The following is a 24,988-nucleotide window of genomic DNA, read 5'->3' as shown; positions in this document are numbered from 1 at the left end:
AAAATTTGTCGCCGTTCCTGGCCATCCGCTTATCTACCCTGATTCACCCTGATGAGTGGAACCGACTCAAAGAGTCTAGTCGAACTGTTTCCACATGGCGCATTTTGTAATTTAATTACAAAGCAAATTTGAGTTTACTGTTTTTACCCGGAATTAAAATGGTATTTTTGTTGTTTTTTCGTTAACAAATAAAAAAGCCCGGCATAACCGGGCATTTTTCAATCATCATGTAACATAATTACAACATCAAAAGATCACAAATAGATCATTCCGCTTCAAACACCTGCTGAACCAGACTTTGTGCTTCGTTAATCAATGACGAAAGATGGTCATCTCCGTTAAAGCTTTCTGCATATATCTTGTACACAGATTCCGTGCCAGATGGCCGTGCCGCAAACCAACCGTTCTCGGTACTGACTTTTAACCCGCCAATGGCAGCATTATTGCCGGGCGCCCGGGTCAGAATAGTGTCGATATTTTCCCCGGCAAGCTGAGTGGATTTAACAACATCAGGTGTCATGCTGGATAGTCGTTTCTTCTGTATCGCAGTAGCAGGCACATCAATACGCTTATAGCTGGGGGCCCCGAACTTCTGAGTCAGGCCTTGGTAAGCCTGGCCGGGATCCTGACCTGTTACGGCAAGTATTTCTGCCGCCAGCAAACACAGAATGATGCCATCTTTATCCGTTGCCCAGGCACTGCCGTCACGACGCAGGAAAATGCCTCCGGCACTTTCTTCTCCTGCAAAGCCCATACTGCCATCCAGCATATGCGGTACAAACCATTTGAACCCAACCGGCATCTCGGCCAGTGGCCGATTCAGGGCATGCGCCACTCTGTCTATCATGCTGGACGAGACCAGGGTTTTACCGATTTTGAGCTTATCGTTCCACTGCGGACGGTGACGATAGAGATAATCAATGGCCACAGCCAGGTAGTGATTAGGGTTCATCAAACCAGACGATTTGCACACAATACCGTGTCGATCAAAATCGGCGTCGTTGCCAAAGGCCAGGTCAAACTTATCTTTCATGGCAATCAGACCTGCCATGGCATAAGGTGAGGAGCAATCCATACGGATTTTGCCGTCTTTATCCAGGTGCATAAAGGAAAAGGCCGGGTCGACACGGCGATTGACCACTTCAATATCCAGCTTATACCGCTCGGCGATTCTATCCCAATATGCCAGACCTGCGCCCCCCAGCGGATCGGTCCCCACCTTTAATCCGGCAGCGGCAATGGCCTGCATATCCACCACCTTATCCAGCTCTTCCACATAGTCCTGAGCAAAATCGCGTTCATGCACATAGCCACTGCGCAATGCCAGGGCAAAGTCCATGCGTTTAACGCCCTGCAGGTCTTTGGCAATCAGGTCATTGGCACGGGTCTGAATCTGATCGGTCACCTGGGTGTCGGCCGGACCACCATGAGGAGGGTTGTATTTAAAACCACCATCTTCGGGCGGATTATGGGAAGGAGTGATGACTATGCCATCGGCAAACCCACTGCTACGCCCGACATTGTGTCTGAGAATGGCCAGGGAAATAGCCGGGGTGGGTGTATAGCCACGATTTGCTTCCACCACCAGTTGCACCTGATTGGCACTGAGTACCTCTACAGCGGTAATAAAGGCGGGTTCAGACAGGGCATGGGTGTCCATTCCCATAAACAACGGACCATCTATTTTATTGGCCAGGCGGTATTCAGCCAGCGCCTGACAGATAGCAGCAATATGTGCATCGTTGAAGGTGCACAACAAAGCGCTACCTCTGTGCCCGGATGTGCCAAAAGATACGGCATGAGCGGGATCTGCCTTATCCGGCTTATTGCTGTAATAGGCTGCCACCAGCCTGGGGATATTTGCCAGTTTGTCAAGGTCGGCCGGTTGTCCTGCCTGGGGATGAAGTGCCATCGATTCTCCTTTTTCTCAAAACCTGTTAATCAAAGTTACTCTGTGTCGCCGACAAATTCAGGATCCAGATACTTAGCCAGCCTGGTCGCATCCTCATTGCTATACCCCAGTAAATTGGCCACTTCCAGAACCATTGTCAGTTTTTTACGGGTGTTGTTGTTGGTCACGACCCAATAGCAACTGCCTGGCAACATTTTGGGATTGGTGCTGCTACCTGCCGCCAGTAACGCCTCTTTAGTGGTGGCGAAATAGGTGCGATTACGCCCTTTCAGTTCCAGCACTTTGGCAAATTCTTTACCCTGAAAACGTGCCAGGGCCGCCAGCACTTCAATAAAACGCTCAACCGCGCTGCCCATGTCACTGACGCCAGACTGTTCAAGGTAATCAAATAGGGCACCTTCCTGAACCGGTAACACCGATTTGGCAACCGGTTCTTTTTTCTTCTCTTGCTTTGCAACCGGTTGCGCTTCTATGGCAATGCCAGCCTGGCTAAATAGCAAACGACGCAGGATTTGCGAAGCACTCTCGCCGATATGTTGAGTTTGTGCGGCAATGTAACGATACAGCTCTTCATCAATTTCAATAGTTTTCATTTTTAGTACTGCTGATTATTCACCTGGGCATCATTATACTTTTCCAGGCTGCCGGGTACAGTGCCATAATCCAATTGCCATTTTAATGACACATTTGTTATAACGGCGCCCATTAAAAACTGGGCAAATCTCAACACTTATGAATTTGAATTATCAAATCAGTGGACAAGGACAGCCTCTGGTCCTGCTACATGGCCTGTTTGGCAGCCTGGAAAATCTGGGCGGCATCAGACGGGAGCTGGAAGACCAATATCAGATTATTGCTGTGGATCTGCCTGATCATGGTCGCTCTGAGCATGGCCAGACGTTCAGCTACCAGGCTTACAGTGATCAAATCCTGGCCTTATGTAAGCAACTGGGCCTAGAACAGGTCATTCTGCTTGGCCATTCCATGGGCGGCAAAGTGGCCATGACCATAGCGTTGCACTACCCTGCCATGGTTAACCGCCTGATCGTGGCAGACATTGCACCTGTGGCGTACAACGACCGTCACAGCCAGGTGTTCGCCGGACTGAATGCCGTCAATTTGCCCAATCTCACTGACAGACGCCAGGCTGACGCCCAGATGGCAACCCATATCAACGAAGCCGGGGTTCGCCAGTTCCTGCTTAAAAGCTTGGCGTATGAACAAGATACCTGGCAGTGGCGATTTAACCTGGCACTGCTGCAACAATGCTACGGCGATATAATTGACTGGCCATTTAAAGGCCTGAGCTATAATGGCCCTACACTTTTTATTAAAGGTGGTCGTTCGGACTATCTACAGGCGGCATATAGGGATACAATCGCGGCGCAGTTTCCAAGCAGCCAGGGCCGCATCATTGCAGATGTGGGACATTGGTTGCATGCAGAGAAGCCCGCCGCCTTTGGTAAAATTGTTCGCGACTTTATTCGCACAGATGAGACTCATTAGCATTTGAGGCGTCGGTATGCTATAGTCCGCGCCGTTTTTGAGAGGTATCAGAGCCATGTTGAGTCAGTATTACGAGCAGATTGAAACTATTGTCCTCAACCTGACCCTGGTGGCCCTGTTCCTGCTAATGGGTTTTGCAGTGCACGATGTGCTGAAGAAAAACAATGTCCCCATGGCGGGTCGGGCTGTGGTTTATCTGGTGTTGTTTCTCGGCGCAGCAGGTTTCCTGGCAAAAGGGCTGATTCAAGTATTCTGGCAATCATCCGGCGTGGGTGGCTAACCGCGTCAAACAGAGGTATCAAAACATATGGCAAGTGTGGGACTATTTTTCGGTAGCGACACAGGCAACACCGAACATGTTGCCAAGATGATTCAAAAAGAATTGGGCAAAAACCTGATAGATGTTCAGGATATCGCCAAAAGCAGCAAAGAAGACATTGCCAACTTTGACCTGCTGATGTTCGGTATTCCCACCTGGTATTACGGTGAAGCACAGTGTGACTGGGATGACTTTTTCCCGGAACTGGAAGAAATCGACTTTACCGATAAGCTAGTCGCTATTTTCGGCTGTGGTGACCAGGAAGATTACGCAGAATACTTTCTTGATGCCATGGGCATGATCCGTGACATAGTGGAAGCCCGTGGCGCCATTATCGTGGGGCACTGGCCTACCGAAAGCTATCACTTTGAAGCCAGTAAAGGCATGGCCGATGATAAGCACTTTGTTGGCTTAGGCATCGATGAAGACCGCCAGCCAGAATTGACCGAGCAGCGCGTTAAAGCCTGGTGTAAGCAGATCCATGAAGAGATGTGTCTGGCGGAACTGGAATGATATTTCGCAATCGATAAAAAAGGGAGTACACACTCCCTTTTTTAATGCCTCTGCATGGTGAATGACTGGCGCAATCCGCCACCTGTATCAACGTCGCCATAAATCTGTAACAACTTCGCACTATTGTTCGCATCCCATGCTCAGTTGTGGATGCATAATGAACAAGGCAGAGCCCTGCCCCGATAACCTGTTGCTAAATCCAGCAGCCCCATCAACCTCATTGCAAAAGGTGCGGCAAACCCGATTGATTGAGCAGCTCTACCATAGTTGCTGGTCGTCGCTTTGCACGCGGCTGCGTAAACTCTACGGCAATGGCCCGCCAGACCCTCAGGATATTGCTCAGGACGCCTTTACCAAGCTATCGCAAATGGACAGCCTGCAGCACGTTCAGAACCCTAAAGCCTTTTTATACAAAGTGGCCATTAATCTGGGGTTGCGCTCCATCAGCCACGTGATAAAAACCCGCGAGTTTCTGGCCGAACAACTGGATGATCCGGATGTTGCCATGCACAACATCAGTCCGGAAAGCCAGTTGCTGCAACAACAGCAGTTGCAAGCCTTGCAGCAGGCCATGACAGCCCTGACAGATAAGCAGCGTGACATTCTGATTCGCTGTCGCATTCAAGGCCAAACCTACGCCGACATTGCCACACAAACAGGTTGGAGCCTGGCGGATATCAGCCGTCAGTTAAACAGCGCATTGGCGCACCTGGCTAGCAGCCAGCAACAGGACTAATCATTGTGACAGAACAACAAAAACGGCTCGACACCGAAGCCAGAGAATGGCTGATACGTTTACAGGAAGCAGCACCTGATGCACCGTTAAAGGCTCAATTCAGCCGCTGGTTAAATCAGTCAGATGCGCACAAACAGGCCTTTTCCCGCATTGACAGATTGTGGCGTCAATTAGGGCTACTGGACAATCTTGAGGCCCTCACCGCAAATCAGCCTGCCGCGAAACCGCTGAAGCAGCCTGGTGTTGCCCTGGCCACCTGGCTTGGTATGGCCGCGGCGCTGCTTATTGTGGTGTTAGGCTGGCAGCGCTTGCCTTTTCCCGCCCCCGTGGCGGTTGCGCAAGTTCAGCATTTTGCCACTCCGGCAAAGATGAACAGCACACTGACGCTGGAGGATGGCAGTCAGGTGATATCAGCGGGCAGCGCCAGATTCAGTTACCTGCAGGACACACAGCAACGCCTGCTACAAATGCACCAAGGCACATTGTATTTTGATGTTGCCCACAATGCTGAACTGCCCTTTGTGATTACCAGCGGCGGTTCACGTGTACAAGTGCTGGGTACTGCATTTGAAATCAGCCTGACACACAATCAGTTGCGCTTGTCGGTACAGCGAGGCCGGGTTGAAATGACCGCGCTGGACAAGGGTAAAGTTGTGCAAAAAGCACAACTTACCGCCGGTCAACAGCTTGTGGCTGATGCTGCGGGGCATTTTCTGGGTAACGTGCAAACTTTTGATAGCCGACAAGCGCTGTCCTGGTTACAGGGCAGGCTGGAGTACGACGGCACACCTCTGGCAGACGTGGTTCAGGAGTTAAATCGTTACCTGAGCCAGCCCGTCGAAATCGACGCTGAAAATCTGAATACCTTGCTGGTCACCGCTTCGGGTCGCATTGATCAGGCCGAGCAGATCCTGCAAGGATTGCTACTGGCCAACGACTTGCAACTGGAGAAGCGTCAGGCCCGGTTATTGATTAAACCGCTTGAATAATCAGCAGTTATATGAAGTTTCCATGACAATTGACGATTCTCTGGAAAATCTGAAACGCACCAGGCTCCTTGGCATGACACACAACGTCAGATAACCCCAATGGAGTACCTTTAGATGAGAACCAAACCGGTGTTTTTTAAACGCACTTTGTGCCAGCTAGTCGTGGCTTCGGCATTACTCGCCAGTCACAGCAACTATGCCAGGGCTGACACCGACGATTTAGCCGGTCAACCGCTGGGACAGGCGCTGAATCAATTATCCCGGCAATTGGATATTGTGATTATCGCCCCCACCCGTCTGGTCAGAGACAAACTTGCCGCCCCCGTTCAACAGGGCGCGTCAACCCTTGATGCAATCAGGCAGATGCTGAAAGGGTCAGGCCTTGAAGCCTACCAGGACCAAAACGGCGCCTTAGTCATCAGAGCCGTTAAAGCAGCGAAGGATAAGCAAAGCAGCACCACATTAAATTCCATGGATGAAATCGTCGTTACCGCCATGAAACGTGAAAGTACCCTGCAGGATACCCCGGTGGCATTGTCAGTGCTGGGCAGTCAGGCCATTCGCGATAAAGGCATCAACAATTTTACCGATTTGGTCGACAGCCTGTCCGGCATATCCATTAACTCGGCTTTTGGCGGGCCACAGAACAGTTTTATTACCATTCGGGGGATTGGCGGGGCAGATGACTACAAACCCAACGGCAACCCCTCGGTAGCCTTGCATATTGATGGCATTTATCAAACGTCTAATGCTTATCTGGGTATGCCATTGTTCGACCTGGAACGCATCGAAGTAGTGAAAGGACCGCAAGGCACCTTATATGGCCGCAATACTACGGCCGGTGCCATCAACGCCATTACCAAAGGACCCACCGAGGAATTAGAAGGCTATGCGACAGTTGAGTATGGCTCCTATGACCATGTGAAAGGCACGTTTGCGGCAGGCGGCCCGTTGTCAGATAAACTGGGCGCCAGGCTGGCGGCCCGTTGTCAGATAAACTGGGCGCCAGGCTGGCGGTCACCATGCAACAAGGCGGCGGCTTTATGGACGGCCAGGGAGCTGGCAACTTTGCCGGCTTTGTACCAGCAGGATTCGAAGGGGTGATCCCGCCTGTCGCCGATCCGGGTAAACGCGATGGCTTTGGTGATGCAGACTTATTCGCCCTGCGCGGTACCTTGAACTATAGCTTTGCCCCCACAACCGAGCTGACCCTGCGCTATTTTATGAGTCAGGACAATGGCGATACCCGCCAGTATGACCGTATTGCCCTGAATGAAGACAGCCCGGCGCTGAATGCCGGTGAAGACAGTGACCCGCTGAAATTCTACGCCTCTGAGTACTATTCCCATCAAATTGACGTAAGCGGTTTGCATGGTGAATTCTCTCATCAGCTCTCCAATGCTTTGAATCTGGATTTATTGATGGGGTATCAAAAGAGCGAACGGGACGTATCCGGCAATGGCGACGGCACATCTTTTCCCAAATTTCGTTATGATTTTGACGAGGCGTTGGAACAAAGTTCGTTGGAAATGCGCCTGAGCAATAACAGTGGCAGCGATGTAGACTGGCTGGCTGGCGTATTTATGGTCAGCGATTCGGTGGATTTTGTCAGCGATTGGACCAGCTACGCGGTGATGTCCCAGTACAGCTCGCCTTACAACCAGCGCCGTAACAGTGTCGCCCTGTTTGCTAACGCCGAGTGGTATCTGAGTAACGATTTCAGCCTTGGCGGCGGGCTGCGTTATACCACGGACAAAGTAAAATTCCGCGGCAGCAATATTGACCACAACCCCTGGGGAGTCTCCACCTACGAAAGCTACTTTAAATCCCCCTCCAACTTTGCCTGGGACAGGGAATTCAGCGACAACAATCTGTCGGGTAAGCTGTCTGCCAAATATTATGTCAATGACCAGTTAAATCTGTTTGCCTCCATTGGCACGGCTTACCGTGGTGGTGGCTTTGACGGCACTTCTATATTTACCCTGGAAGAAACCCAACCCTTTGATTCTGAAGAAGTGCTGGCCTATGAAGCAGGGCTACGCTATGTAGATGAAAATGGTCTGAACCTGAGCCTGGATCTGTTCGCTTACGAGTTTGAGGAATTACAGGCCACCGCGCGTCTGGCCAATGACACCAACGGCCGCACTAATGTGGGTAAAGCTGAGGTCAAAGGTGTGGAAGGTGCACTGAGTCTGCCGTTATGGCAAGCTGACAGCAGCGTCATCAGTCTGGATACATCAATCACTTATCTGGATTCAGAGATTACCGAGTTTCACTCCAATCGGGTCAATGACGTGCAAAACACCCTGGGCGATCCCCTGCCCGGCTCACCCAAGTTAAGTGGTAATGCGGCCCTGCAATATCAGCAACAGCTGGCCAACAGCCATTTCAGAGCCCGACTGGATTACAGCTACCATGATGAAGAGTCAAATCGTCTGAATGCCGGTGAGGGCAATATGACACCGTCATATTCTCTACTGGGCCTGCGTCTGGAGCTGGCCTTACACAGCGGCCTGACCCTGTATGCTTATGGGCGCAATATTCTGGATAAGGTGTATTTTCTGGAATTGAATGCCGGAGCCAGGTTGGTAGGCGCACCAGCCACTTATGGCGCAGGGCTGACTTATAGTTTTTAAGCTCAATGGGGCGCTGTCCGGCGCCCCTTTTTCTGTGCCTAAAGTTTAAAACGCGATACCGCCTTACTCAGTTGTCGCATTAATTGACCTACCTCAGCGATAGCATCACCTGACTGGCGGGTGGAGTCACCGCTTTGCTCAGCCAGTTCTACAATACGCTGCAAACTGAGCGTCACTTCTTCAAGTAACGCGTCCTGTTCCTCGGTGTCTTTGACAATGGCCGTATTAATGGCCGCCAGTTCTTCCACCACCAGACGGATGGCGCTGATTTCTTCGTTCACCTTGGCAATTAAACCCACACTTCCCTGCGCTTGTTTCTGACCCGTTTCAATCGCAACGACCGCTTGTTTGGCATCGGACTGCAGACTGGCAATCATCTGCTCGATTTCCTCGGTGGACTGATGAGTGCGGTTAGCCAGGGTTCTGACTTCATCGGCTACCACCGCAAACCCACGGCCCTGCTCGCCGGCTCTGGCCGCTTCAATGGCTGCGTTTAGTGCCAGCAGGTTAGTTTGTTCGGCAATGGTCTTAATCACATCCAGAATGCCGCCGATGTTGCGACTGTTATCGTCCAGTCGGTTGATAATTTGTCCGGAGCGCTCAGCCTGCTCGGCCTGAGCCTGAATCTGACGACGCGACTCGCTGACCAGATCTCCGGCGCTGGCGGATTGTTGTAATACCTGGTCAAGCTGCCTGGAGCTGGCCTGCACCTGTGACAGGTTACTTTTACTGGTGTGTCTGACCTGTTCGGTATTGTCCGCGGTGTGGCGCACCTGCGAGGTTTGCTGCTGCACTTGCTTAAGGGTCTTTTGCGCGAGTCCCTCGCTGGTACGAGTCGCCTCCTCCAGTAAGGTTTCCTGGCGGGTAATCTGTTCCACCACCGCATGTAAGCTATCACAGAGTTGGTTCACATCGGCGGCCAGTGCGGCAAATTCATCCGAGCCGTTACTGTCGGCCTTATGGGTAAGATCGCCGCTGCTGATAATACTCAGGCTGGCGCGAATCTTTTCCATCGGCCGGGAAATACTGCGCGCCGCAGCCACACCGATAAAGCCGACCAGTACCAGAGCCAGCAACAGTATCACCAGGCTTTTGACAATATTACTTTGTACTGCATCCAAAATGGCATTCTGACCATCCAGCGTATCGGTATTCACCTTGGCAAACAGCGCGGCAAGGTGTTGTCTGGCGGTATTCAGTTGCTGTTCCGCATTTTGCATATGCGCATCAGCCTGTTTTACCAGTTCGATACGCTGTCGCTGGCTTTCAAGCACCCCGCCAGGGCCCTGAAACTGCCTGACAAACTCCTGATACTGGCTGTTAAAGGCGTCCATCAAGCCGTCGGTTTCAAGCCCTTCGGCCAGTCTGTTGATATATTCGACATTGTTGGTCAAGTCCCCCATGGTCAGTACCAGATTTTCTTCAATATTGACGCTCAGCTCGGCGTCGGTGACGGCGATATATTCTTTAGCAGCGTTGAGCAGGGTAATAATAATATTATCGACTCTGGCACCCGCACCAACCACAGACGCCAGACGCCCTTCTTCTGCACCATCCAGTTCGGCCATATCCAGTAAATTAGCCCCGGCATCGCCTCCGGCAAACTGCCATTCCCGGTAAAGTGCGCTAATTTTTTCGCGGGCGGTCAGAGAGTGGCTTCTGGCGGCATACATGGCACCAGACTCATCCAGATAGCCTTTTGAAGCCTCAATGGCCTGACTCAACATTTGTTTATCACCTTCCAGGAGTGGCAATTTGGCAACATCATCCAGTTGTTGCCTGAATTGCGTGGAAAGCTGCTTGAACTCCTCAGTGTTGCCAGCCAACGAATCAGCCTGATTGAGGAAATAGCCCTGCAAAGACACTTTTGCCAGGGTCAGGATTTGAGTTTGCACAGCCAGCATCCTGGCCTGCACCGGCATTTTCTCTTTGGCAACCAGTAGCGCCGAGTCGCGGATACTGGACAGTCCCCAATAGGACAATACATTAGTGCAAAGCAACAGTAAGCCGAATAGCACAAACCCGGCGACAATCTTGCCAACAACCGTTATTCGCATGGATAACTACCTGAATATATGAGGATTCACGTCCTCTTTTTTAGTTATTTTATATAGCCCATGAAGCAGCAAATAACGAATGACTAACAGACTGTTTAGGCTTCTTCCTGGTCTGACCAGAATGGTAACAGGCTGTTTACATCTTGCCAACGTGGAATCGGCAAACTTTAGCGGTGTAAACAGGCACGCCGAATTGTTGTACATTTACCACGGAATGGCTTTTCATCTTGCCCGACTTCCCTATAATGAGACCACCGAGAATAATGTTGGCACATGTTGCATGGATCAAAACCAAGAATTGAAAAAAGCTGGCCTGAAGGTCACTTTGCCCCGTATCAAAATCCTGGAGATACTGCAGGATCCCCGGAACCAGCACATTAGTGCCGAAGACGTGTATAAGATCCTACTGGACCAGGGCGAGGAAATTGGCCTGGCTACCGTATACCGGGTGCTGAACCAGTTTGATGACGCCGGGTTATTGGATCGTCACCACTTTGAAGGTGGCAAGTCGGTATTCGAAATTGGCCATAAAAAACACCACGACCACCTGGTATGCCTGAAATGTGGCAAAGTGGTTGAATTTGAAGACGAGATCATCGAGCAGCGTCAGGCCGAGGTGGCCAAGAAGAACAACATCAAGCTGACGCATCACAGTTTGTACTTATATGGCTATTGCGAGCCACAGTGCAATCCTGACGACATGTAACCATTAGATTTTGCGATGGTTGGTATGTTGTAAAACAGCCGCATCTCAATAAAAAAAGCTGCCGTGGCAGCTTTTTTTATTTAAGCAGTCTGATAGCCATTAAAAATCGTATTTATGTGCACTGAATAATGCCTGTACTTCAGACCATAAAGGGCCAATCCCACCCTGTCCGACTGGCTTGCCATCCAATTCAATAACCGGCGCCACTTCTTTACTGGAACTGGTCAGCCATATCTCATCGGCGCACAGCACTTCGGCCCGGCTAATGCTACGTTCCTGCACATCAAAGCGGCTATGCCTGCGCAGCACCTCAAGCAGAATATAGCGGGTAATGCCAGGCAAAATCTGATGGTCCAGCAGTGGCGTGGCTATCACCCCGTCTTTTACCACAAACACATTACAGGATGCGGCTTCGGTTAATTGCTGCTGTTCATTGAACAGCAGTACCTCATCGGCGCCCTGCTGCTGGCCCTGATGATAATGCATAATATTACCCAGCAATGCGGTGGACTTAATATGGCAGCGACGCCAACGTCGGTCCTGCTCGGTCACGGCTTTGAAGGTGCGGGCTTGTGTAGGGTCGGCGCTTGGTGCATGACCAATCTCAAAGGTAAAAGCAAATACGGTCGGCGTCACATCCGACGGATAAGCATGGGCACGTCGCATCTGTGTACCGCGGCTGACATGCAGGTACACCCCCAGATTGCCGCCGCCATTGGCCGACAAGAGTTGCGCAACAATGTCCTGCCATTGGGCGTCTGAAAAATGCTGTGCAATGCCCAGCTCGGTCAGCCCCTGCTGCATGCGCTGCATATGCAGCTTAAACCCTACAGGCTTACCGGCGAAACAGGGTACCACCTCATAAATACCATCGCCGAATAAAAATCCGCGATCCATAGGCGAAATACGGGCGTCTTGCATCGGCATCAGTTGCCCGTTCAAGTACACAATGCTCATTATGGCTCCGTCACTGCATCAAGGCTGGGGATAATAGCGAAAATCCGCGATGACGCCTAATCACATTCATTTGCCAACAATAGACGCAGCGAATGCATCGCTGCGGTAACGAGCCAACAGATGCTGAATGTCTTTGTCATAGTCCAGCAAGCCGCGTTGTTGCAGATATTGGGGGTTGTAAAGCTTGGATGCAGAGCGCTCCCCCAAATCACAGGCAAAAGTGACGATACGCTTACCCGGCCCCGATATTACCGCCGCAGCCAGCGCACCGGCTACATTTAGGGCACTGCTGCTGCCCAGCACTATACCGTCTTTATTGCGCACAAAACGGGACAACGTCAGCAGGTCCCGATCCGGCAGATTTATCGCTCTGTCGACTTTGGCCTGACGAAAGTTTTCCACCAAACGCATAATCCCAATGCCTTCGGTCATTGAACTGCCCTGATTAGCAAACTCACCGCTTTTCAGATACTGATACAAGCCTGAACCATCCGGGTCCACCAGCCAGACCTGCAGACCAGCATGTTGCTCTTTAAGGTAAACTGAGGTACCCGCAATAGTGCCGCCGGTACCGGCAGATGCCACCAGAATGTCCACCTTGTGCTGCATCTGTTGCCATATTTCCGGCCCGGTATGCAGATAATGGGCGCGCATATTGCTGGTATTTTCAAACTGGTTGGCCCACCAGTGGTCTTTGTGCTGTGCGGCCAGCTTGCAGGCTTTGTGATAAAAATGATTGGGGTTACTGAAGGGGCAAGGGTCCACCGTCATCAGCTTGGCACCATACAGTTCCAGTACCCGTTCTTTTTCCTTGGCCTGGTCATTGGGCATCACCGCCAGCATTTGCAAACCAAATGACTTTGCCACCAACGCCAATCCTATCCCGGTATTGCCAGCCGTGCCCTCCACTATGGTCATGCCACGCTTTAACTGACCGCTTTGCATAGCGTCCTGCACCATCTGCAGCGCGGCCCGGTCTTTTATGGAACCACCGGGATTCTGATATTCGCACTTAATAAAAATCTCACAGCCGGTCAGCTGTGACAATGAATCGATGCGCAGCAAATCCGTATTTCCAATCAGGTCAGCCTGATGGGCAGCAACAGTCATAATCAGCTCCAGGGTAGATGAGTCGTTGCCTAATTGTCCGCCACCACAGCAAAAATTCAAGGTGACAGCAAATAAGATAAGGAACTGTCCCGCCCACCGAAATGGCGGTAGGCATGACATAAAAACAGCTCTGCGGTGGCCAGCGCATCCTCCAGCGCCGCATGGGCCGGATGAGAGTCCTGGCCATAACGTGACCGGCATTTATCCAGGGTTAAACCTTCGAACTGCGGGTGTTTACCCTGGCGCGTCAGCAGACGTTTTTCCAGCCGCAGTGTGTCAACAATGCGCGGGACGCAAAATTCTATATCACAGGCCGCACAAGCTTTTTGAATAAAGGCCATGTCCAGGGCGCTGTGATGCAGTATCCAGATATTGTCACTGTGCTGGCGGGACGCCTCCAGCAACTGTAACAACGCCTGTTTTAAACCTATACCTTTGGCCAGCTGCTGTTGGGTCAGGCCATGAATAACCGGGCTCTGGCCGAGGTCACCGGGGTCTTTGATAAGCAGTTCCGTCCCCTGCCCCTGGCAAATCTGCGGTGGTTTAACCGGTAGCCAGCCAATGGACAGGATTTGCCCCCGATTAGGGTCCAGACTGGATAATTCCAGATCCACCGCCAGATAACGATATTCACGCCAATCCGCCAGTCTCGGCTTGGGTTTCAGCCAATCTTGCAGGCGTCTGGCCACGGCTCTCAAAATGCGCCCCTGGAGAATTTAAGCGCCAGGCCTTCCTGCGCATCCTTAATTAACCTGAATGCCGTTTTAAGCTGGCGCCTGGCCAATGAGTCCAGGGCATCAGGAGCAATCAGGTTATCCGGCTCGGCTTGTCCCAACTGATGCTGCAACCTTAACTGCACTAAAAAGCGCCAGGCCGCCAATAAATCCAGGCAATCCTTGTTATTCATAGCCGGATTGTCAGCCAGAACTTGCAATCGCTGCGGCGTACTGCAGGGCCTGATTTCATTGTGCAGGGCATGAATACGTACAATGTCGTTGATAATGGCAATGGCACTTTTTTTAATATCCAGCACCTCCCGATGCTCACCGATGCGATGGGTGCGAAAGCGGTTAAATAAACCGATAGGCACGGCCAAATCGGCGGCATTGGCGGCCAGATTGGCGAGGAAAATCTGATTAGTGGCCAGGTGCGCAATCTGCTTGTCGAATTGTTCAAATAGCCGCTTGTCCCCATACAGCATACGCCGGTCAAAAAAGATATTGCTGCGCAGCAGTGCCTGCGGCTCTGGCTCTAAAGTCCAATGCTGAAACTTCTTCAACCAGGCACCCAAAGGCAGGCGCAGTTCGGGATTGCTGGCCATAATATTGCCTTTGCACAGACTCAGGCCACAAGCGGCCAGCCCCTGACAGACAAAGTCTGCCATATCGGCAAACCACTGCATCGCTGAATCATCAGCGCTGTCATCCACCAGCAGGCCATTGTCCTGATCTGAGCTTAGGGACTGGTCACGCCGGGCCTGCGAGCCAAAGGTCAGCCATACAAATGCACATGGCGCCGGGCCCTGTTCACGTAAATACAAGCGGATTAGCTGGATATTAAACGCATCCGTAAAGGTGGCCAGCATGTCCCCCACCAGACGCACATCCACCACCCGGTTGGCAAACTGATTCAGATGTTCAGGTACCTGCTTGGCAATGGCAGCCAGTTGCTCTGCACTCTCGGCTTTGCGGATAAGGTTAATCAAAAACAGCGGTTCACTGCGCTGCTGGCGCATTAAGTCAGTGGCGGTGATCACACCTAAAGGGCGATTACCGCTCACCACAGCCACATGATGCACATTATGGCTGGTCATGAGCTGCATCGCGTCAAACAACGGTGCCTGGCTATCAATATTGATAACCGGCGAGGTCATAAACTGGCGCACAGGTAAGTCGAATGATTGGCGAGCCGCCACCACCCGGCTGCGAATATCGCGGTCGGTGACAATCCCCACCAGATCTTCCTGCTCACAAATCAGCAGGCAGGACACTTTTTGCTCTGTCATCAGTAATGCCGCATCGGCCATGCTTTGCTGACCATCGAGGCTGATCAGCGGCCTTTCGATAATGTCGGCAATGGCAAGCTGGGTCCAGTCCGTGCTGATGTCCCGGCGGGTTTCTGTCAGTAATCTGTCGCCCAGCGCCCTGGCAAAGTAATCCGCAAACTGACGGTCCTGCTGGCAAAGATAGTCGAACTCAGCCTGACCTAAGGCAAACAGAAAACCGTCCTGCAGCACTTTAAGGCTATTGGTTATGGCGCGTTTGGTCATTAACGACGGGTAGCCAAACAAGTCCCCTGGCTCCAGACGTTCTATCAGTTGGCCATTGCTGCCAGTTAAATCAAATACGCCCTGCTTAATAATGTACAACTGGGGTGTATCACGGGGCACCACATCCAGCACATTGTCCTGACATAAATAGTGCAAGCTAAGGTGACGCTGACAATACTGCAGCAGCGCTTCAGGGAGTTGGTCAAATGGCGCACAGCGGCGCAAAAATCCCAGAGTTGAATCGGTCATAGTGATTCCGTGCAGAGGATCCTCAGTAATGCGTCGTCAGTTGGCAACGGTATCCAGTTTGGCTCAATTTCGGCACTCTCGCCGGGTAAGGTGTCGGTAAAACTGGCCATGGCCCGACGTTCACAGCTTACCACCTGCGAAACCCGTTTTGCCGCCATCCGCCGTTCAAACAGGTAAAGGTCAACTAACAATAAGGTCTGGTCCAGCTCATTCACCGCCGCGTTATTGGTATCCACTGCCATAAAACGCACGGTTTGTGGCCAGATAAAGCTCCAGGGACGGTACCAGGCCTGTTCATCCACTTTACGCACCACCTGCACGCCATCAGGTAGCAAGCCCTTCTGATGACTATACCAGTTGTACTCAGCCTGCACCTGAAAGCCCAGCATGCCCAGCGCTGCAAATACCGGTATCAGCCACTTGGGTGATTTGTTTCTGCTGAGTTTTCGGATCATCAGCGCGATACCTGCCGCACCTACACCGGCCACCAGCGTTGCCACCAATTCCCACATCATAGGCTATTCCTTCTACTTCATCGAAAAGGCGGGTCACCAGACCCGCCACCTGGGTTTTATCAAGCCCGCTTAGTGATCTACCGCCGTACCTGCACCGCGTGGATAGCGAACGCTTTCCACCAGGTCCTGAATACCTTCTGGCGGCTCTTCGGTCACAGCAGATACCGCAAAGGCCACTGCAAAGTTGATCAACGCACCGATTGCACCAAACGACAGGGGCGATATACCCAGCAGCCAATTGTCAGGTGTATTCGGCAAAGAGTTGGTGCCAGGGATAAAGAACCAGCCCAGATACATAAAGATATATACCAGCGTTGATCCCAGTCCGGACAACATACCGGCAATCACCCCTTTATTGTTGATACGTTTGGAGAATATCCCCATCATCAGTGCCGGGAAGATAGATGCGGCGGCAATACCAAAGGCCAGCGCCACCACCTGCGCGGCAAAGCCGGGCGGGTTCATGCCCAGATAGGTCGCTACGACAATGGCAACGGCCATGGATATCCGTGCCGCCAACAGTTCCTTCTTCTCGCTGATTTGCGGATTGATTGAGCCTTTAATCAGGTCATGACTCACCGCCGAAGATATCGCCAGTAACAGTCCAGCCGCCGTGGACAGCGCCGCCGCCAGACCACCAGCCGCAATCAGGCCAACCACCCAGCCGGGTAAATTAGCGATTTCAGGGTTAGCCAGCACCAGAATGTCGTTGTTTACGGTTAGCTCGTTACCTTTCCAACCCCGCGCTTCGGCGGTCGCGGCAAAGCTTGGCGATTCTTTGTAAAGCTGAATACGGCCATCCCCATTTTTGTCCTCAAACTTAATCAGGCCGGTCTGCTCCCAGGTTTGTACCCAGTTAGGCCGCTCTTCATATTTGATTGCATCAACAGTAGGACCGGCAGGATAAATAGTGTTGAGCAGATTCAGGCGTGCCATGGATGCCACGGCAGGCGCCGTCAGATACAACAGTGCAATAAACACTAACGCCCAACCTGCGGACCAGCGCGCATCCGCCACTTTAGGCACGGTGAAAAAGCGGATGATGACATGGGGCAAACCAGCAGTACCAATCATCAGTGACAGGGTAAACAGCACCATATTCAGCTTGTTGGACACATCGGCGGTATAGTCGGTAAAGCCCAGCTCTCTGACCACCATATCCAGTTTGGCTAACAGCGGCAGTCCAGATTCAGTATGGGTAGAGAACAGTCCCAGTGCCGGAATCGGGTTACCGGTTAATTGCAAGGAGATAAACACGGCCGGGATAGTGTAGGCAATGATCAGCACCACATACTGTGCCACCTGTGTATAAGTAATCCCCTTCATGCCGCCCAATACGGCATATAAGAACACCACCACCGCGGCTATCATCAGACCGGTATTACTGTCGACTTCCAAAAAGCGGCTGAACGCCACACCGGCGCCGGTCATCTGGCCGATAACATAGGTCACAGAAGCAATAATCAGGCAGGCCACGGCCACTAAGCGGGCACCGGAGCTGTAAAAACGATCGCCTATAAAATCCGGCACGGTAAATTTACCGAATTTACGCAGGTAAGGTGCCAGTAACATGGCTAACAGCACGTAGCCGCCGGTCCACCCCATCAAAAAGGTTGAGTTGGCGTAACCACCGGCGGCAATCAAACCCGCCATGGAAATAAAAGACGCCGCCGACATCCAGTCAGCGGCAGTAGCCATTCCGTTCATCACAGGGTGCACACCGCCCCCCGCCACATAGAAATCTTTGGTCGAGCCAGCCCTTGCCCATATGGCGATGCCAATATACAGAGCAAACGACGCGCCGACGAAGATCAGGTTAATTGCAAATTGACTCATTTGCCTTACTCCTCATGCACGCCGAATTTGTTGTCTAACTGATTCATCTTCCAGGCATAGAAGAAGATCAATGCAATAAAGGTCAGAATTGAGCCCTGCTGGGCAAACCAAAACCCCAGATCTGTTCCGCCTACGCTGATCCCCGCTAATATGGGGCGTAGCAAGATACCGAATCCATAGGACGCCAGTGCCCATACAACCAGGCAGCCGGCGATCAAACGTAAATTGGCCTGCCAGTAGGCTTGGGCCATATTCTTGTCGTCCGCCATTTGTTTACTCCTATCGTTCTTGTTGTAAAACAGTTGTTAATTTAGCAGCGACAATACGGCTTGTTAGCCCGACTTTAGTCGAACACCGACCTTGGTCGAATAACAGGGACCAACCCTGCTGACCATGCTAGAGTTGCAAAAAAACAATCAAGACCGTAGTGACTCATGACAATATTTTGGATCCTGGCCGCCCTTGCCTATGTAGGACTGTTGTTCTGGCTGGCGCAAAAAGGAGACAAATCCGGCTCAAAGGCAAACAGCCTAGCGCGCCAGCCGGTGATCTACAGTCTGGCACTGGGTATTTATTGCACGTCATGGACCTACTACGGCGCGGTCGGCCAGGCGGCTAAATCCCAGTGGCAGTATCTGCCGATTCTGCTTGGCCCCATTTTGCTGTTTCTGTTTGGTTACCCCATGCTGCAAAAAATGCTGCTGGTCAGTAAAAAGCAGAATATCACCTCGGTTTCCGACTTTATTTCTTCCAGATATGGCAAAAAACGCAGTATAGCGGTGGTGGTTACCCTATTGATGACCCTGGCCACCATTCCCTATATCGCCTTGCAGCTTAAAGCGGTGGATGCCAGTTTTAGTGTGTTTGCCAGCCTCAGTGCCGATGGTGAAGGCAACTACAAAGCCCTGGCAGCCACCTTGATTATGGCGGTTTTTGCGGTCATTTTTGGTACCCGCCATTCAGACATTACCCAGTACCGCTCGGGGCTGATGCTGGCGATAGGCGCGGAATCATTAGTTAAATTATTCGGCCTTTGCTGCGCCGCCCTTTTTGCTTTTGCCTTACTGACCGGCCCGGACGTATCGACCCAGGGCGTGTCGGCACAAATGGCCCAGTGGCACGATTGGCAGGGCTCAGTCTTTGATTTTGTGGTTCAGGCCCTGATGGCGGCGGCGGCCATATTCTGTCTGCCCAGGCAGTTCCATGTGATGGTGGTCGACAACCATAAGATGTCACATCTGGCCATGGCGCGCTGGCTGTTCCCGCTGTATTTGCTGTTAACGGCCGTGGCCATTGTGCCGGTGGCCATTGCTGGGAATTTATTGTTTGCTGGCAGCGGCGTGGATCAGGACACCTTTTTAATGCAATTGCCGCTGGCACAGGGGCAACACTTACTCAGTTTATTGATTTTCCTGGGTGGAATTTCTGCGGCCACCGCCATGATCGTGGTTTCCAGTCTGGCCCTGTCCACCATGCTCACTAATGATGTGATTGTGCCGCTGCTACTGCGCAAACAGCCGCAGCGTTGGCTGAAAGATAAAACCTACAAGCAGAAACTGCTGAATATTCGCCGTCTGGTGATCTTTTTGATCCTGCTGCTAGCCTATGCCTATTTTGGCAACTGGGCCGATCAAAGCGCCTTGTCCAGCATGGGGTTGCTGGCATTTTCGCTGGTCGTGCAGCTTATGCCAGCGATTCTCGGCGGGCTGTACTGGCGTCAGGGCCATGCCAGTGGGGTTCTGGCTGGATTGGCGCTGGGGATCGGCTGCTGGGTGCTGTTTGTGATGTTCCCGCTGGCGGAGCAGCACAGCGGCGACAGCAGTATCAGTATTATCACCCAGGGAGTGGTCATCAGCTGGCTGGCTAATCTGGCCGGTTACCTGCTGTTTTCCTTAAGCGCGGGTCACAGTTTGTTAGAACGTATGCAGGCCAGTGCCTTTGTTACCCCAAACGCACTGCCGCCAGCAACCCGGCGCGTGACAGCACAAAGTAAAATCCGGGTAGCAGATTTGCAGGAGCTGCTGAATACCTTTATCGGCCAAAGCCGAACGGCGCAACTGATGGAACGTTATGCCAGGGAGCATCAGGAACCACTGGATGGCGGCAGCCTGCCCAGTGACGATTTTATTCAGTTTTGTGAACGCTCCTTAGCCGGTGTGCTGGGGGGCAGTTCGTCCCGCACCCTGATTAAAGTGCTGGTATCTGGTCAGCAAATGGATGTGGAAGAAGTCTTCACCTTTTTTGAAGACACCACCGAAGCCCTGAAGACCAATCAGGCTATCTTGTTTTCCAGTATCGAAAATATCAGCCAGGGCATCAGTGTGGTGGATAAAGATCTGAAACTGGTGGCCTGGAATAAAGCCTATCTGGACTTGTTTAACTATCCGCCGGGCATGGTGGAAATTGGTCAGCCCATCGAGAATCTGGTGCGTTTTAATGCCGTCAATGGCGAATGTGGTCCCGGTGATATCGACGAGTTGGTGGCAAAGCGTATTGACCATATGCAGCAGGGCTCACCTCACCGCTTTATCCGTCGGCGCTCTGATGGTCGGGTGATTGAAATGAATGGTAACCCCTTACCGGGGGGCGGCTTCGTCACCAGCTTTAATGACATTACCGAGCACGTAGAAATTCAGAAAGCCCTGGAAGATGCCAATATTGATCTGGAAAAACGCATTGATCATCGTACCCGGCAGATCCGGGAAATTAATGACGAGCTAAAACGCGCCAAGCAAACCGCCGAACAGGCCAATCAGTCAAAAACCCGTTTTCTGGCGCTGGCCAGTCACGATATTCTGCAGCCGCTAAACGCAGCCCGCTTATATCTGTCGTCGCTGGATGAGGAGCAACTGTCTGAGCACAATCAACAGATAGTGCACAAACTCAGTTCTTCGCTAACCTCCAGCGAGCAGTTGATTTCCACCTTGCTGGAAATTGCCAAGCTCGAGCAAGGTGCATTAACCCCCACCCTGTCACATATCAGCCTGATGGAATTAATCCGGCCGCTGGAACAGGAGTTTCGTATGCAGGCCGAGCTTAATCAGGTTAGTCTGCGGATTCGCCCTTGTGCAGCGGTGGTGTACAGCGACCCCACCTATTTACGCCGTATTTTGCAGAACCTGATTTCCAATGCCATTAAATACAGCCCTAAAGGCCGGGTGCTGGTGGGCTGTCGTAAGCGTGGCATGCATTTGCTGGTGCAGGTCTGGGATAACGGCTTTGGCATCAGCGAGGCCGAACAGGCTGATGTGTTCAGCGATTTTTACCGCGCCCATCGTGGTGAGATTAAAGGCGTGGGATTGGGCCTGAGTGTGGTGAAGAAAATGAGCGAACAGCTTCACCACCCTATTCAACTGCAATCCGAACCAGGCAAAGGCAGCTGTTTCAGTGTAATGGTGCCTTTGGGCAATAGCATGATGCTAAAAAGCCAGAGTCAGACAGACAATACCCAACAGCAATTCAACGGCACGATGGCCCTGTGTGTGGACGATAACCCTACCAACCTGGATGCACTGCAAACACTGCTGGGTAAATGGGGCTGTCAGGGCGAATATTTACAGTCTGTGGACGACGCCCTGGCCTATGCCCAAAGCCACCCGGCCCCGGATGTGCTGATTATTGATTATCAGTTGGATCAGGAGCACACCGACGGTCTGGTCCTGATTGAGAAGCTGCGCCATCAGTGGCAATCGCCCTTACCGGCCTTATTGGTCACAGCCGCCAAAGATGAAAGCCTGAAGATCCGGGCGCAAAACATGGGCGTGAGTTTTCTGGCCAAGCCCATTAAACCGGCGGCCCTTAAAGCCTGGCTGGAGCATCATAAGCACTAGATGAAAATCCCTTTGAACTGGCGCGCAACTCTATGCGTTTCCAGACCTTCTCGTGGCAGTAAAATACCAGCGTGTTAACGGTGGGCTCAACTAGCGCCACCAGTCCACCCACTAACACATCGCCGGTTAGTAGATAAGTAATAGTAAAAGCCACGCTAAAGTGCAGTATGGCGAAGCTGATGGTTTTGCTCATGGTATTAGCCTCAGAATCTGTATCTGAGCGAAGGGTAAGCCAGCCATGGCCCCACAATAAAACAATTAAAAAAGAACGATTCAATCTATTAATGTGATTAAAAGACCACTGGCATGTTCTACTCAAGCGTTTCATGCTGAACAAGGGCGATTTTAACTGCGTTGATTTGCCCTGAATTGGGGCAATATGGCAAAAATATTTCAGAAAAGACGCGCTTATGAAAGTTTGATCATCCAATCATCCGGAAATTCTCAATCAAGGCGTTTTTTGCGATACAAAACAAACAACTTGGCCTATGGGTGATAAAATTAGCCAACCAGGCGAGATTTCATTGCGCTACGTGGTATTTCGTCTAAGAAATAATAAGCTAGCAATAAAAGCCCAAAAAACACGCACACTAACCGGTAACCACAATGAACACACTGAACAAAGCCCTTGTGGCTATGGCCGTACAGGCCGCATTGATATCATCACCACTTCTGGCTCAGGAACAACAAGCCCAAAAAGAGGCGCAGGCACTGGAAAAAATCCAGGTCACGGCACAAAAGCGCACACAGAGTATTCAGGAAGTGCCTATCTCTATTGCCGCGCTAAGTGGCGAACGTTTTGACGCCATTTTTTCCGCCGGCGACGATGTACAGGCTCTGGCCAATCGTATTCCAGGTCTTTATGCCGAGTCGTCAAATGGCCGGGTGGCTCCGCGCTTTTACATTCGTGGTTTAGGCAACTCCGACTTCGATTTAGCCGCATCGCAACCCGTGTCCATTATTATGGACGATGTGGTTATGGAAAACGTGATCCTGAAAAGCTTCCCATTGTTTGATGTGCAACGGGTCGAAGTGATCCGTGGCCCGCAGGGCAGTCTGTTTGGTCGCAACACCACGGCAGGTATTGTTAAGTTCGATACCGCCAAGCCGGGCCAGAGTTTTGATGCCTATGTGAAAGGCGCCGGTGGCAGCTATGGCACCCTGAATCTGGAAGGTGCGGTAGGTAACGCCATTAACGATGAATGGTCATTCCGTCTGTCGGGTTTATCGCAAAACCGCGATGACTGGATTTCCAACGCCCATACCGGTGAAAAAGACGTTATGGGTGGCTTTCATGAAAATGCCGCGCGTCTGCAATTAATGTACGAAAACAACGATTTTAGCGCCCTGTTTAATCTGCATACCCGGGATCTGGACGGTACTGCCTCTATCTTTCGCGCCAACGCCGTCAGCAAAGGCAGCAATAAGCTGAATGCCAACTATGACAGAGATACGGTGAGTTATGACAAAGGCGATAATAATTTCCAGAAATATCGCAGCCATGGTGCCTCACTGAAACTGGAAAAAGGCTTTGACGGCTTTAGCCTGACCTCGATTACCGCCTACGATACAGCGGATGGCCGTGGCAAAGGCGATATTGACGGTGGCGTTGCGGGAACTGGCCCTGGTTTTATCCCCTTTGATGCAGTCACCGAAGACAGACTGGAAGATCTAAAGCAATTTACCCAGGAACTGCGTATCGCCAGTGAAGGCACCCACGGTTACGACTGGCAGTTTGGTGCTTTTTACTTTGACTCTTCTTTTGGCGTAACCAGCATCGATGGCCTGTATGGTGCCAGCACCGTTTATCATGACAACTACACCTGGGCAATATTTGGCCAGGGCTCATATGATTTATCTGACAAGCTCAGCCTGACCGGTGGCTTACGTTACACCTATGACGAAAAAGATTTCAGGGTTGGCGCCCAAAACGTTGACGGTTTTTGCCTGATTGCCGACTTTAATGGTGACGGCATTATGGAATGTCAGATTCAGGATTATCAGGACATAAATGTGGATGATGGGCAGGTAAGCTGGGAGCTGGCCCTGAACTACAATCTGACCGATGACACAAGCCTATTCAGCCGGGTTGCCAGTGGCTTCAGGGCGCAGACCATTCAGGGCCGTAACGTGGCATTTGAAGGCGCCCCCACCACCGCAGATGCGGAAACCATCACCTCGTTTGAAGTGGGTATGAAATCTGATCTTCTTGACGATACACTGCGCCTGAATGTGGCGGTGTTCTACTATGAAATTGATGATATTCAAATATCTGCCATCGGTGGCGAAGCACAGGGCAACAGCTTGCTTAATGCCGATAAAGGCGTAGGTAAAGGCTTTGAGGTGGACTTGGAATTTCTGGCCACCGACAACCTGACCCTGACCGCGGGTTATGGTTTGAGCGATACCGAATTACAGGACGCTGACCAAACCGTCGCCCCTTGCGGTTCGGGCCAATGTACTGTGGTGGACAGGATGGTCAATGGTGAAGCACTGATTGACGGCAACCCTTTCCCGCAATCCCCCAAGCAGATTTTTAACTTCACCGCCCGTTACGCAGTGCCTATGGGCGATGACGGGGAATTCTTTGTCTTCACCGACTGGGCCTTCCAGGGCGAAACCAATCTGTTTCTGTATGACGCCGTTGAATTTCGCACTAAAGATAACTTTGAAGGCGGCCTGCGCATAGGTTATGAAAACTTCAGCCACGATTACAGTGTTGCCCTGTTTGGTCGCAATATTACCGATGAGGACAATATCAAAGGGGCAGTCGACTTTAACAACAACACAGTGTTTGTGAATGAACCGCGGATTGTTGGTGTAGAGTTTAAAATGAACTTCTATTAAT

21 protein-coding genes are annotated in these 24,988 nt (G+C 51.5%); 10 read left to right on the top strand and 11 right to left on the bottom strand.

The window, feature by feature from the left end; genetic code table 11:
- Positions 1-265: 265 nt before the first annotated feature.
- Together pgm and ABD028_RS12685 are read right to left on the bottom strand one after the other, a co-directional pair.
- Positions 266-1,912, bottom strand: coding sequence for a phosphoglucomutase (alpha-D-glucose-1,6-bisphosphate-dependent) (gene pgm / locus ABD028_RS12690; protein ID WP_343845310.1), 1,647 nt, complete (start codon positions 1,910-1,912; stop codon positions 266-268).
- A 35-nt stretch (positions 1,913-1,947) separates the two neighbouring features.
- On the bottom strand, positions 1,948-2,505 hold the full coding sequence (locus tag ABD028_RS12685) for a hypothetical protein (protein ID WP_343845308.1): 558 nt from the start codon (positions 2,503-2,505) through the stop codon (positions 1,948-1,950).
- Between the two features lie 139 nt (positions 2,506-2,644).
- Here ABD028_RS12685 and ABD028_RS12680 point away from each other — a divergent pair, with 139 nt between their 5' ends.
- The 7 genes from ABD028_RS12680 to ABD028_RS12650 all read left to right on the top strand — a co-directional run bounded on the left by ABD028_RS12680 (position 2,645) and on the right by ABD028_RS12650 (position 8,611).
- Positions 2,645-3,418, top strand: coding sequence for an alpha/beta fold hydrolase (locus ABD028_RS12680; RefSeq protein WP_343845307.1), 774 nt, complete (start codon positions 2,645-2,647; stop codon positions 3,416-3,418).
- A 55-nt stretch (positions 3,419-3,473) separates the two neighbouring features.
- Entirely contained in the window at positions 3,474-3,698 is a 225-nt protein-coding gene (locus ABD028_RS12675) for a DUF2788 domain-containing protein (RefSeq protein WP_102795072.1), read from the top strand.
- 27 nt (positions 3,699-3,725) lie between these two features.
- Positions 3,726-4,250, top strand: a complete 525-nt coding sequence (gene fldA, locus ABD028_RS12670) for a flavodoxin FldA (protein ID WP_102795071.1) — start codon at positions 3,726-3,728, stop codon at positions 4,248-4,250.
- A gap of 157 nt (positions 4,251-4,407) precedes the next feature.
- Positions 4,408-4,986: an RNA polymerase sigma factor gene (locus ABD028_RS12665; RefSeq protein WP_343845304.1), complete on the top strand. Its 579-nt coding sequence runs from the start codon at positions 4,408-4,410 to the stop codon at positions 4,984-4,986.
- Between the two features lie 5 nt (positions 4,987-4,991).
- Positions 4,992-5,975, top strand: coding sequence for a FecR family protein (locus tag ABD028_RS12660; RefSeq protein ID WP_343845302.1), 984 nt, complete (start codon positions 4,992-4,994; stop codon positions 5,973-5,975).
- Positions 5,976-6,089: 114 nt separating this feature from the next.
- On the top strand, positions 6,090-7,079 hold the full coding sequence (locus tag ABD028_RS12655) for a TonB-dependent receptor (RefSeq protein ID WP_343845300.1): 990 nt from the start codon (positions 6,090-6,092) through the stop codon (positions 7,077-7,079).
- Positions 6,962-8,611 (top strand): TonB-dependent receptor, encoded by a 1,650-nt coding sequence (locus tag ABD028_RS12650; protein WP_343845298.1) that lies wholly within the window; start codon positions 6,962-6,964, stop codon positions 8,609-8,611. The genes ABD028_RS12655 and ABD028_RS12650 overlap by 118 nt, the downstream gene beginning before the upstream one ends.
- 38 nt (positions 8,612-8,649) lie before the next feature.
- Here the strand turns inward: ABD028_RS12650 and ABD028_RS12645 are convergent, their stop codons facing one another.
- Positions 8,650-10,668, bottom strand: coding sequence for a methyl-accepting chemotaxis protein (locus ABD028_RS12645; protein ID WP_343845296.1), 2,019 nt, complete (start codon positions 10,666-10,668; stop codon positions 8,650-8,652).
- Positions 10,669-10,948: 280 nt separating this feature from the next.
- Between ABD028_RS12645 and fur the strand changes: the two genes are divergently transcribed.
- Entirely contained in the window at positions 10,949-11,374 is a 426-nt protein-coding gene (gene fur, locus ABD028_RS12640) for a ferric iron uptake transcriptional regulator (protein WP_102795485.1), read from the top strand.
- 99 nt (positions 11,375-11,473) lie between these two features.
- Here fur and ABD028_RS12635 read toward each other — a convergent pair whose 3' ends face one another.
- From ABD028_RS12635 to ABD028_RS12605, 7 genes are all read right to left on the bottom strand, one after another.
- Entirely contained in the window at positions 11,474-12,331 is an 858-nt protein-coding gene (locus ABD028_RS12635) for an aminotransferase class IV (RefSeq protein WP_343845293.1), read from the bottom strand.
- Positions 12,332-12,397: 66 nt separating this feature from the next.
- Positions 12,398-13,441, bottom strand: coding sequence for a cysteine synthase A (locus tag ABD028_RS12630; protein ID WP_343845292.1), 1,044 nt, complete (start codon positions 13,439-13,441; stop codon positions 12,398-12,400).
- A 56-nt stretch (positions 13,442-13,497) separates the two neighbouring features.
- Positions 13,498-14,130, bottom strand: coding sequence for a 3'-5' exonuclease (locus ABD028_RS12625; protein ID WP_343845585.1), 633 nt, complete (start codon positions 14,128-14,130; stop codon positions 13,498-13,500).
- 5 nt (positions 14,131-14,135) lie between these two features.
- A complete protein-coding gene (locus ABD028_RS12620) occupies positions 14,136-15,959 on the bottom strand; it encodes a putative nucleotidyltransferase substrate binding domain-containing protein (protein WP_343845291.1) in 1,824 nt (607 codons plus the stop codon).
- Positions 15,956-16,474, bottom strand: a complete 519-nt coding sequence (locus tag ABD028_RS12615) for a hypothetical protein (protein ID WP_343845290.1) — start codon at positions 16,472-16,474, stop codon at positions 15,956-15,958. Before ABD028_RS12615 ends, ABD028_RS12620 begins: the two co-directional genes overlap by 4 nt.
- Before the next feature lie 69 nt (positions 16,475-16,543).
- Positions 16,544-18,310 (bottom strand): sodium:solute symporter family protein, encoded by a 1,767-nt coding sequence (locus ABD028_RS12610; RefSeq protein ID WP_343845288.1) that lies wholly within the window; start codon positions 18,308-18,310, stop codon positions 16,544-16,546.
- A 5-nt stretch (positions 18,311-18,315) separates the two neighbouring features.
- Positions 18,316-18,579, bottom strand: a complete 264-nt coding sequence (locus tag ABD028_RS12605) for a DUF4212 domain-containing protein (protein WP_343845286.1) — start codon at positions 18,577-18,579, stop codon at positions 18,316-18,318.
- A 165-nt stretch (positions 18,580-18,744) separates the two neighbouring features.
- On the opposite strand from ABD028_RS12605, the gene ABD028_RS12600 reads away from it, so the two are divergent.
- Positions 18,745-22,140, top strand: a complete 3,396-nt coding sequence (locus ABD028_RS12600; protein ID WP_343845284.1) for a hybrid sensor histidine kinase/response regulator — start codon at positions 18,745-18,747, stop codon at positions 22,138-22,140.
- Here the strand turns inward: ABD028_RS12600 and ABD028_RS12595 are convergent.
- Complete coding sequence (locus ABD028_RS12595; protein ID WP_343845282.1) at positions 22,109-22,333, bottom strand: DUF2061 domain-containing protein; 225 nt, start codon at positions 22,331-22,333, stop codon at positions 22,109-22,111. The genes ABD028_RS12600 and ABD028_RS12595 overlap by 32 nt on opposite strands.
- A 413-nt stretch (positions 22,334-22,746) precedes the next feature.
- Here ABD028_RS12595 and ABD028_RS12590 point away from each other — a divergent pair, with 413 nt between their 5' ends.
- The gene (locus tag ABD028_RS12590) at positions 22,747-24,987 is read left to right on the top strand and encodes a TonB-dependent receptor (protein WP_343845280.1); all 2,241 of its coding nucleotides are present in this window, start codon (positions 22,747-22,749) and stop codon (positions 24,985-24,987) included.
- Position 24,988: the final 1 nt, after the last annotated feature.

The sequence above is a fragment of the Bowmanella denitrificans genome (genome assembly GCF_039522935.1).
Taxonomy (GTDB): domain Bacteria; phylum Pseudomonadota; class Gammaproteobacteria; order Enterobacterales; family Alteromonadaceae; genus Bowmanella; species Bowmanella denitrificans.
The sequence above is the reverse complement of the archived record's forward strand: the minus strand, read 5'-3'. Positions and strand labels throughout refer to the sequence as shown.

Coding starts and splice junctions, on each gene's coding strand:
- pgm (WP_343845310.1), bottom strand. CDS start 1,912: ATGGCACTTCATCCCCAGGCAGGACAACCGGCCGACCTTGACAAACTG.
- ABD028_RS12685 (WP_343845308.1), bottom strand. CDS start 2,505: ATGAAAACTATTGAAATTGATGAAGAGCTGTATCGTTACATTGCCGCA.
- ABD028_RS12680 (WP_343845307.1), top strand. CDS start 2,645: ATGAATTTGAATTATCAAATCAGTGGACAAGGACAGCCTCTGGTCCTG.
- ABD028_RS12675 (WP_102795072.1), top strand. CDS start 3,474: ATGTTGAGTCAGTATTACGAGCAGATTGAAACTATTGTCCTCAACCTG.
- fldA (WP_102795071.1), top strand. CDS start 3,726: ATGGCAAGTGTGGGACTATTTTTCGGTAGCGACACAGGCAACACCGAA.
- ABD028_RS12665 (WP_343845304.1), top strand. CDS start 4,408: ATGAACAAGGCAGAGCCCTGCCCCGATAACCTGTTGCTAAATCCAGCA.
- ABD028_RS12655 (WP_343845300.1), top strand. CDS start 6,090: ATGAGAACCAAACCGGTGTTTTTTAAACGCACTTTGTGCCAGCTAGTC.
- ABD028_RS12645 (WP_343845296.1), bottom strand. CDS start 10,668: ATGCGAATAACGGTTGTTGGCAAGATTGTCGCCGGGTTTGTGCTATTC.
- fur (WP_102795485.1), top strand. CDS start 10,949: ATGGATCAAAACCAAGAATTGAAAAAAGCTGGCCTGAAGGTCACTTTG.
- ABD028_RS12635 (WP_343845293.1), bottom strand. CDS start 12,331: ATGAGCATTGTGTACTTGAACGGGCAACTGATGCCGATGCAAGACGCC.
- ABD028_RS12630 (WP_343845292.1), bottom strand. CDS start 13,441: ATGACTGTTGCTGCCCATCAGGCTGACCTGATTGGAAATACGGATTTG.
- ABD028_RS12620 (WP_343845291.1), bottom strand. CDS start 15,959: ATGACCGATTCAACTCTGGGATTTTTGCGCCGCTGTGCGCCATTTGAC.
- ABD028_RS12615 (WP_343845290.1), bottom strand. CDS start 16,474: ATGATGTGGGAATTGGTGGCAACGCTGGTGGCCGGTGTAGGTGCGGCA.
- ABD028_RS12610 (WP_343845288.1), bottom strand. CDS start 18,310: ATGAGTCAATTTGCAATTAACCTGATCTTCGTCGGCGCGTCGTTTGCT.
- ABD028_RS12605 (WP_343845286.1), bottom strand. CDS start 18,579: ATGGCGGACGACAAGAATATGGCCCAAGCCTACTGGCAGGCCAATTTA.
- ABD028_RS12600 (WP_343845284.1), top strand. CDS start 18,745: ATGACAATATTTTGGATCCTGGCCGCCCTTGCCTATGTAGGACTGTTG.
- ABD028_RS12595 (WP_343845282.1), bottom strand. CDS start 22,333: ATGAGCAAAACCATCAGCTTCGCCATACTGCACTTTAGCGTGGCTTTT.
- ABD028_RS12590 (WP_343845280.1), top strand. CDS start 22,747: ATGAACACACTGAACAAAGCCCTTGTGGCTATGGCCGTACAGGCCGCA.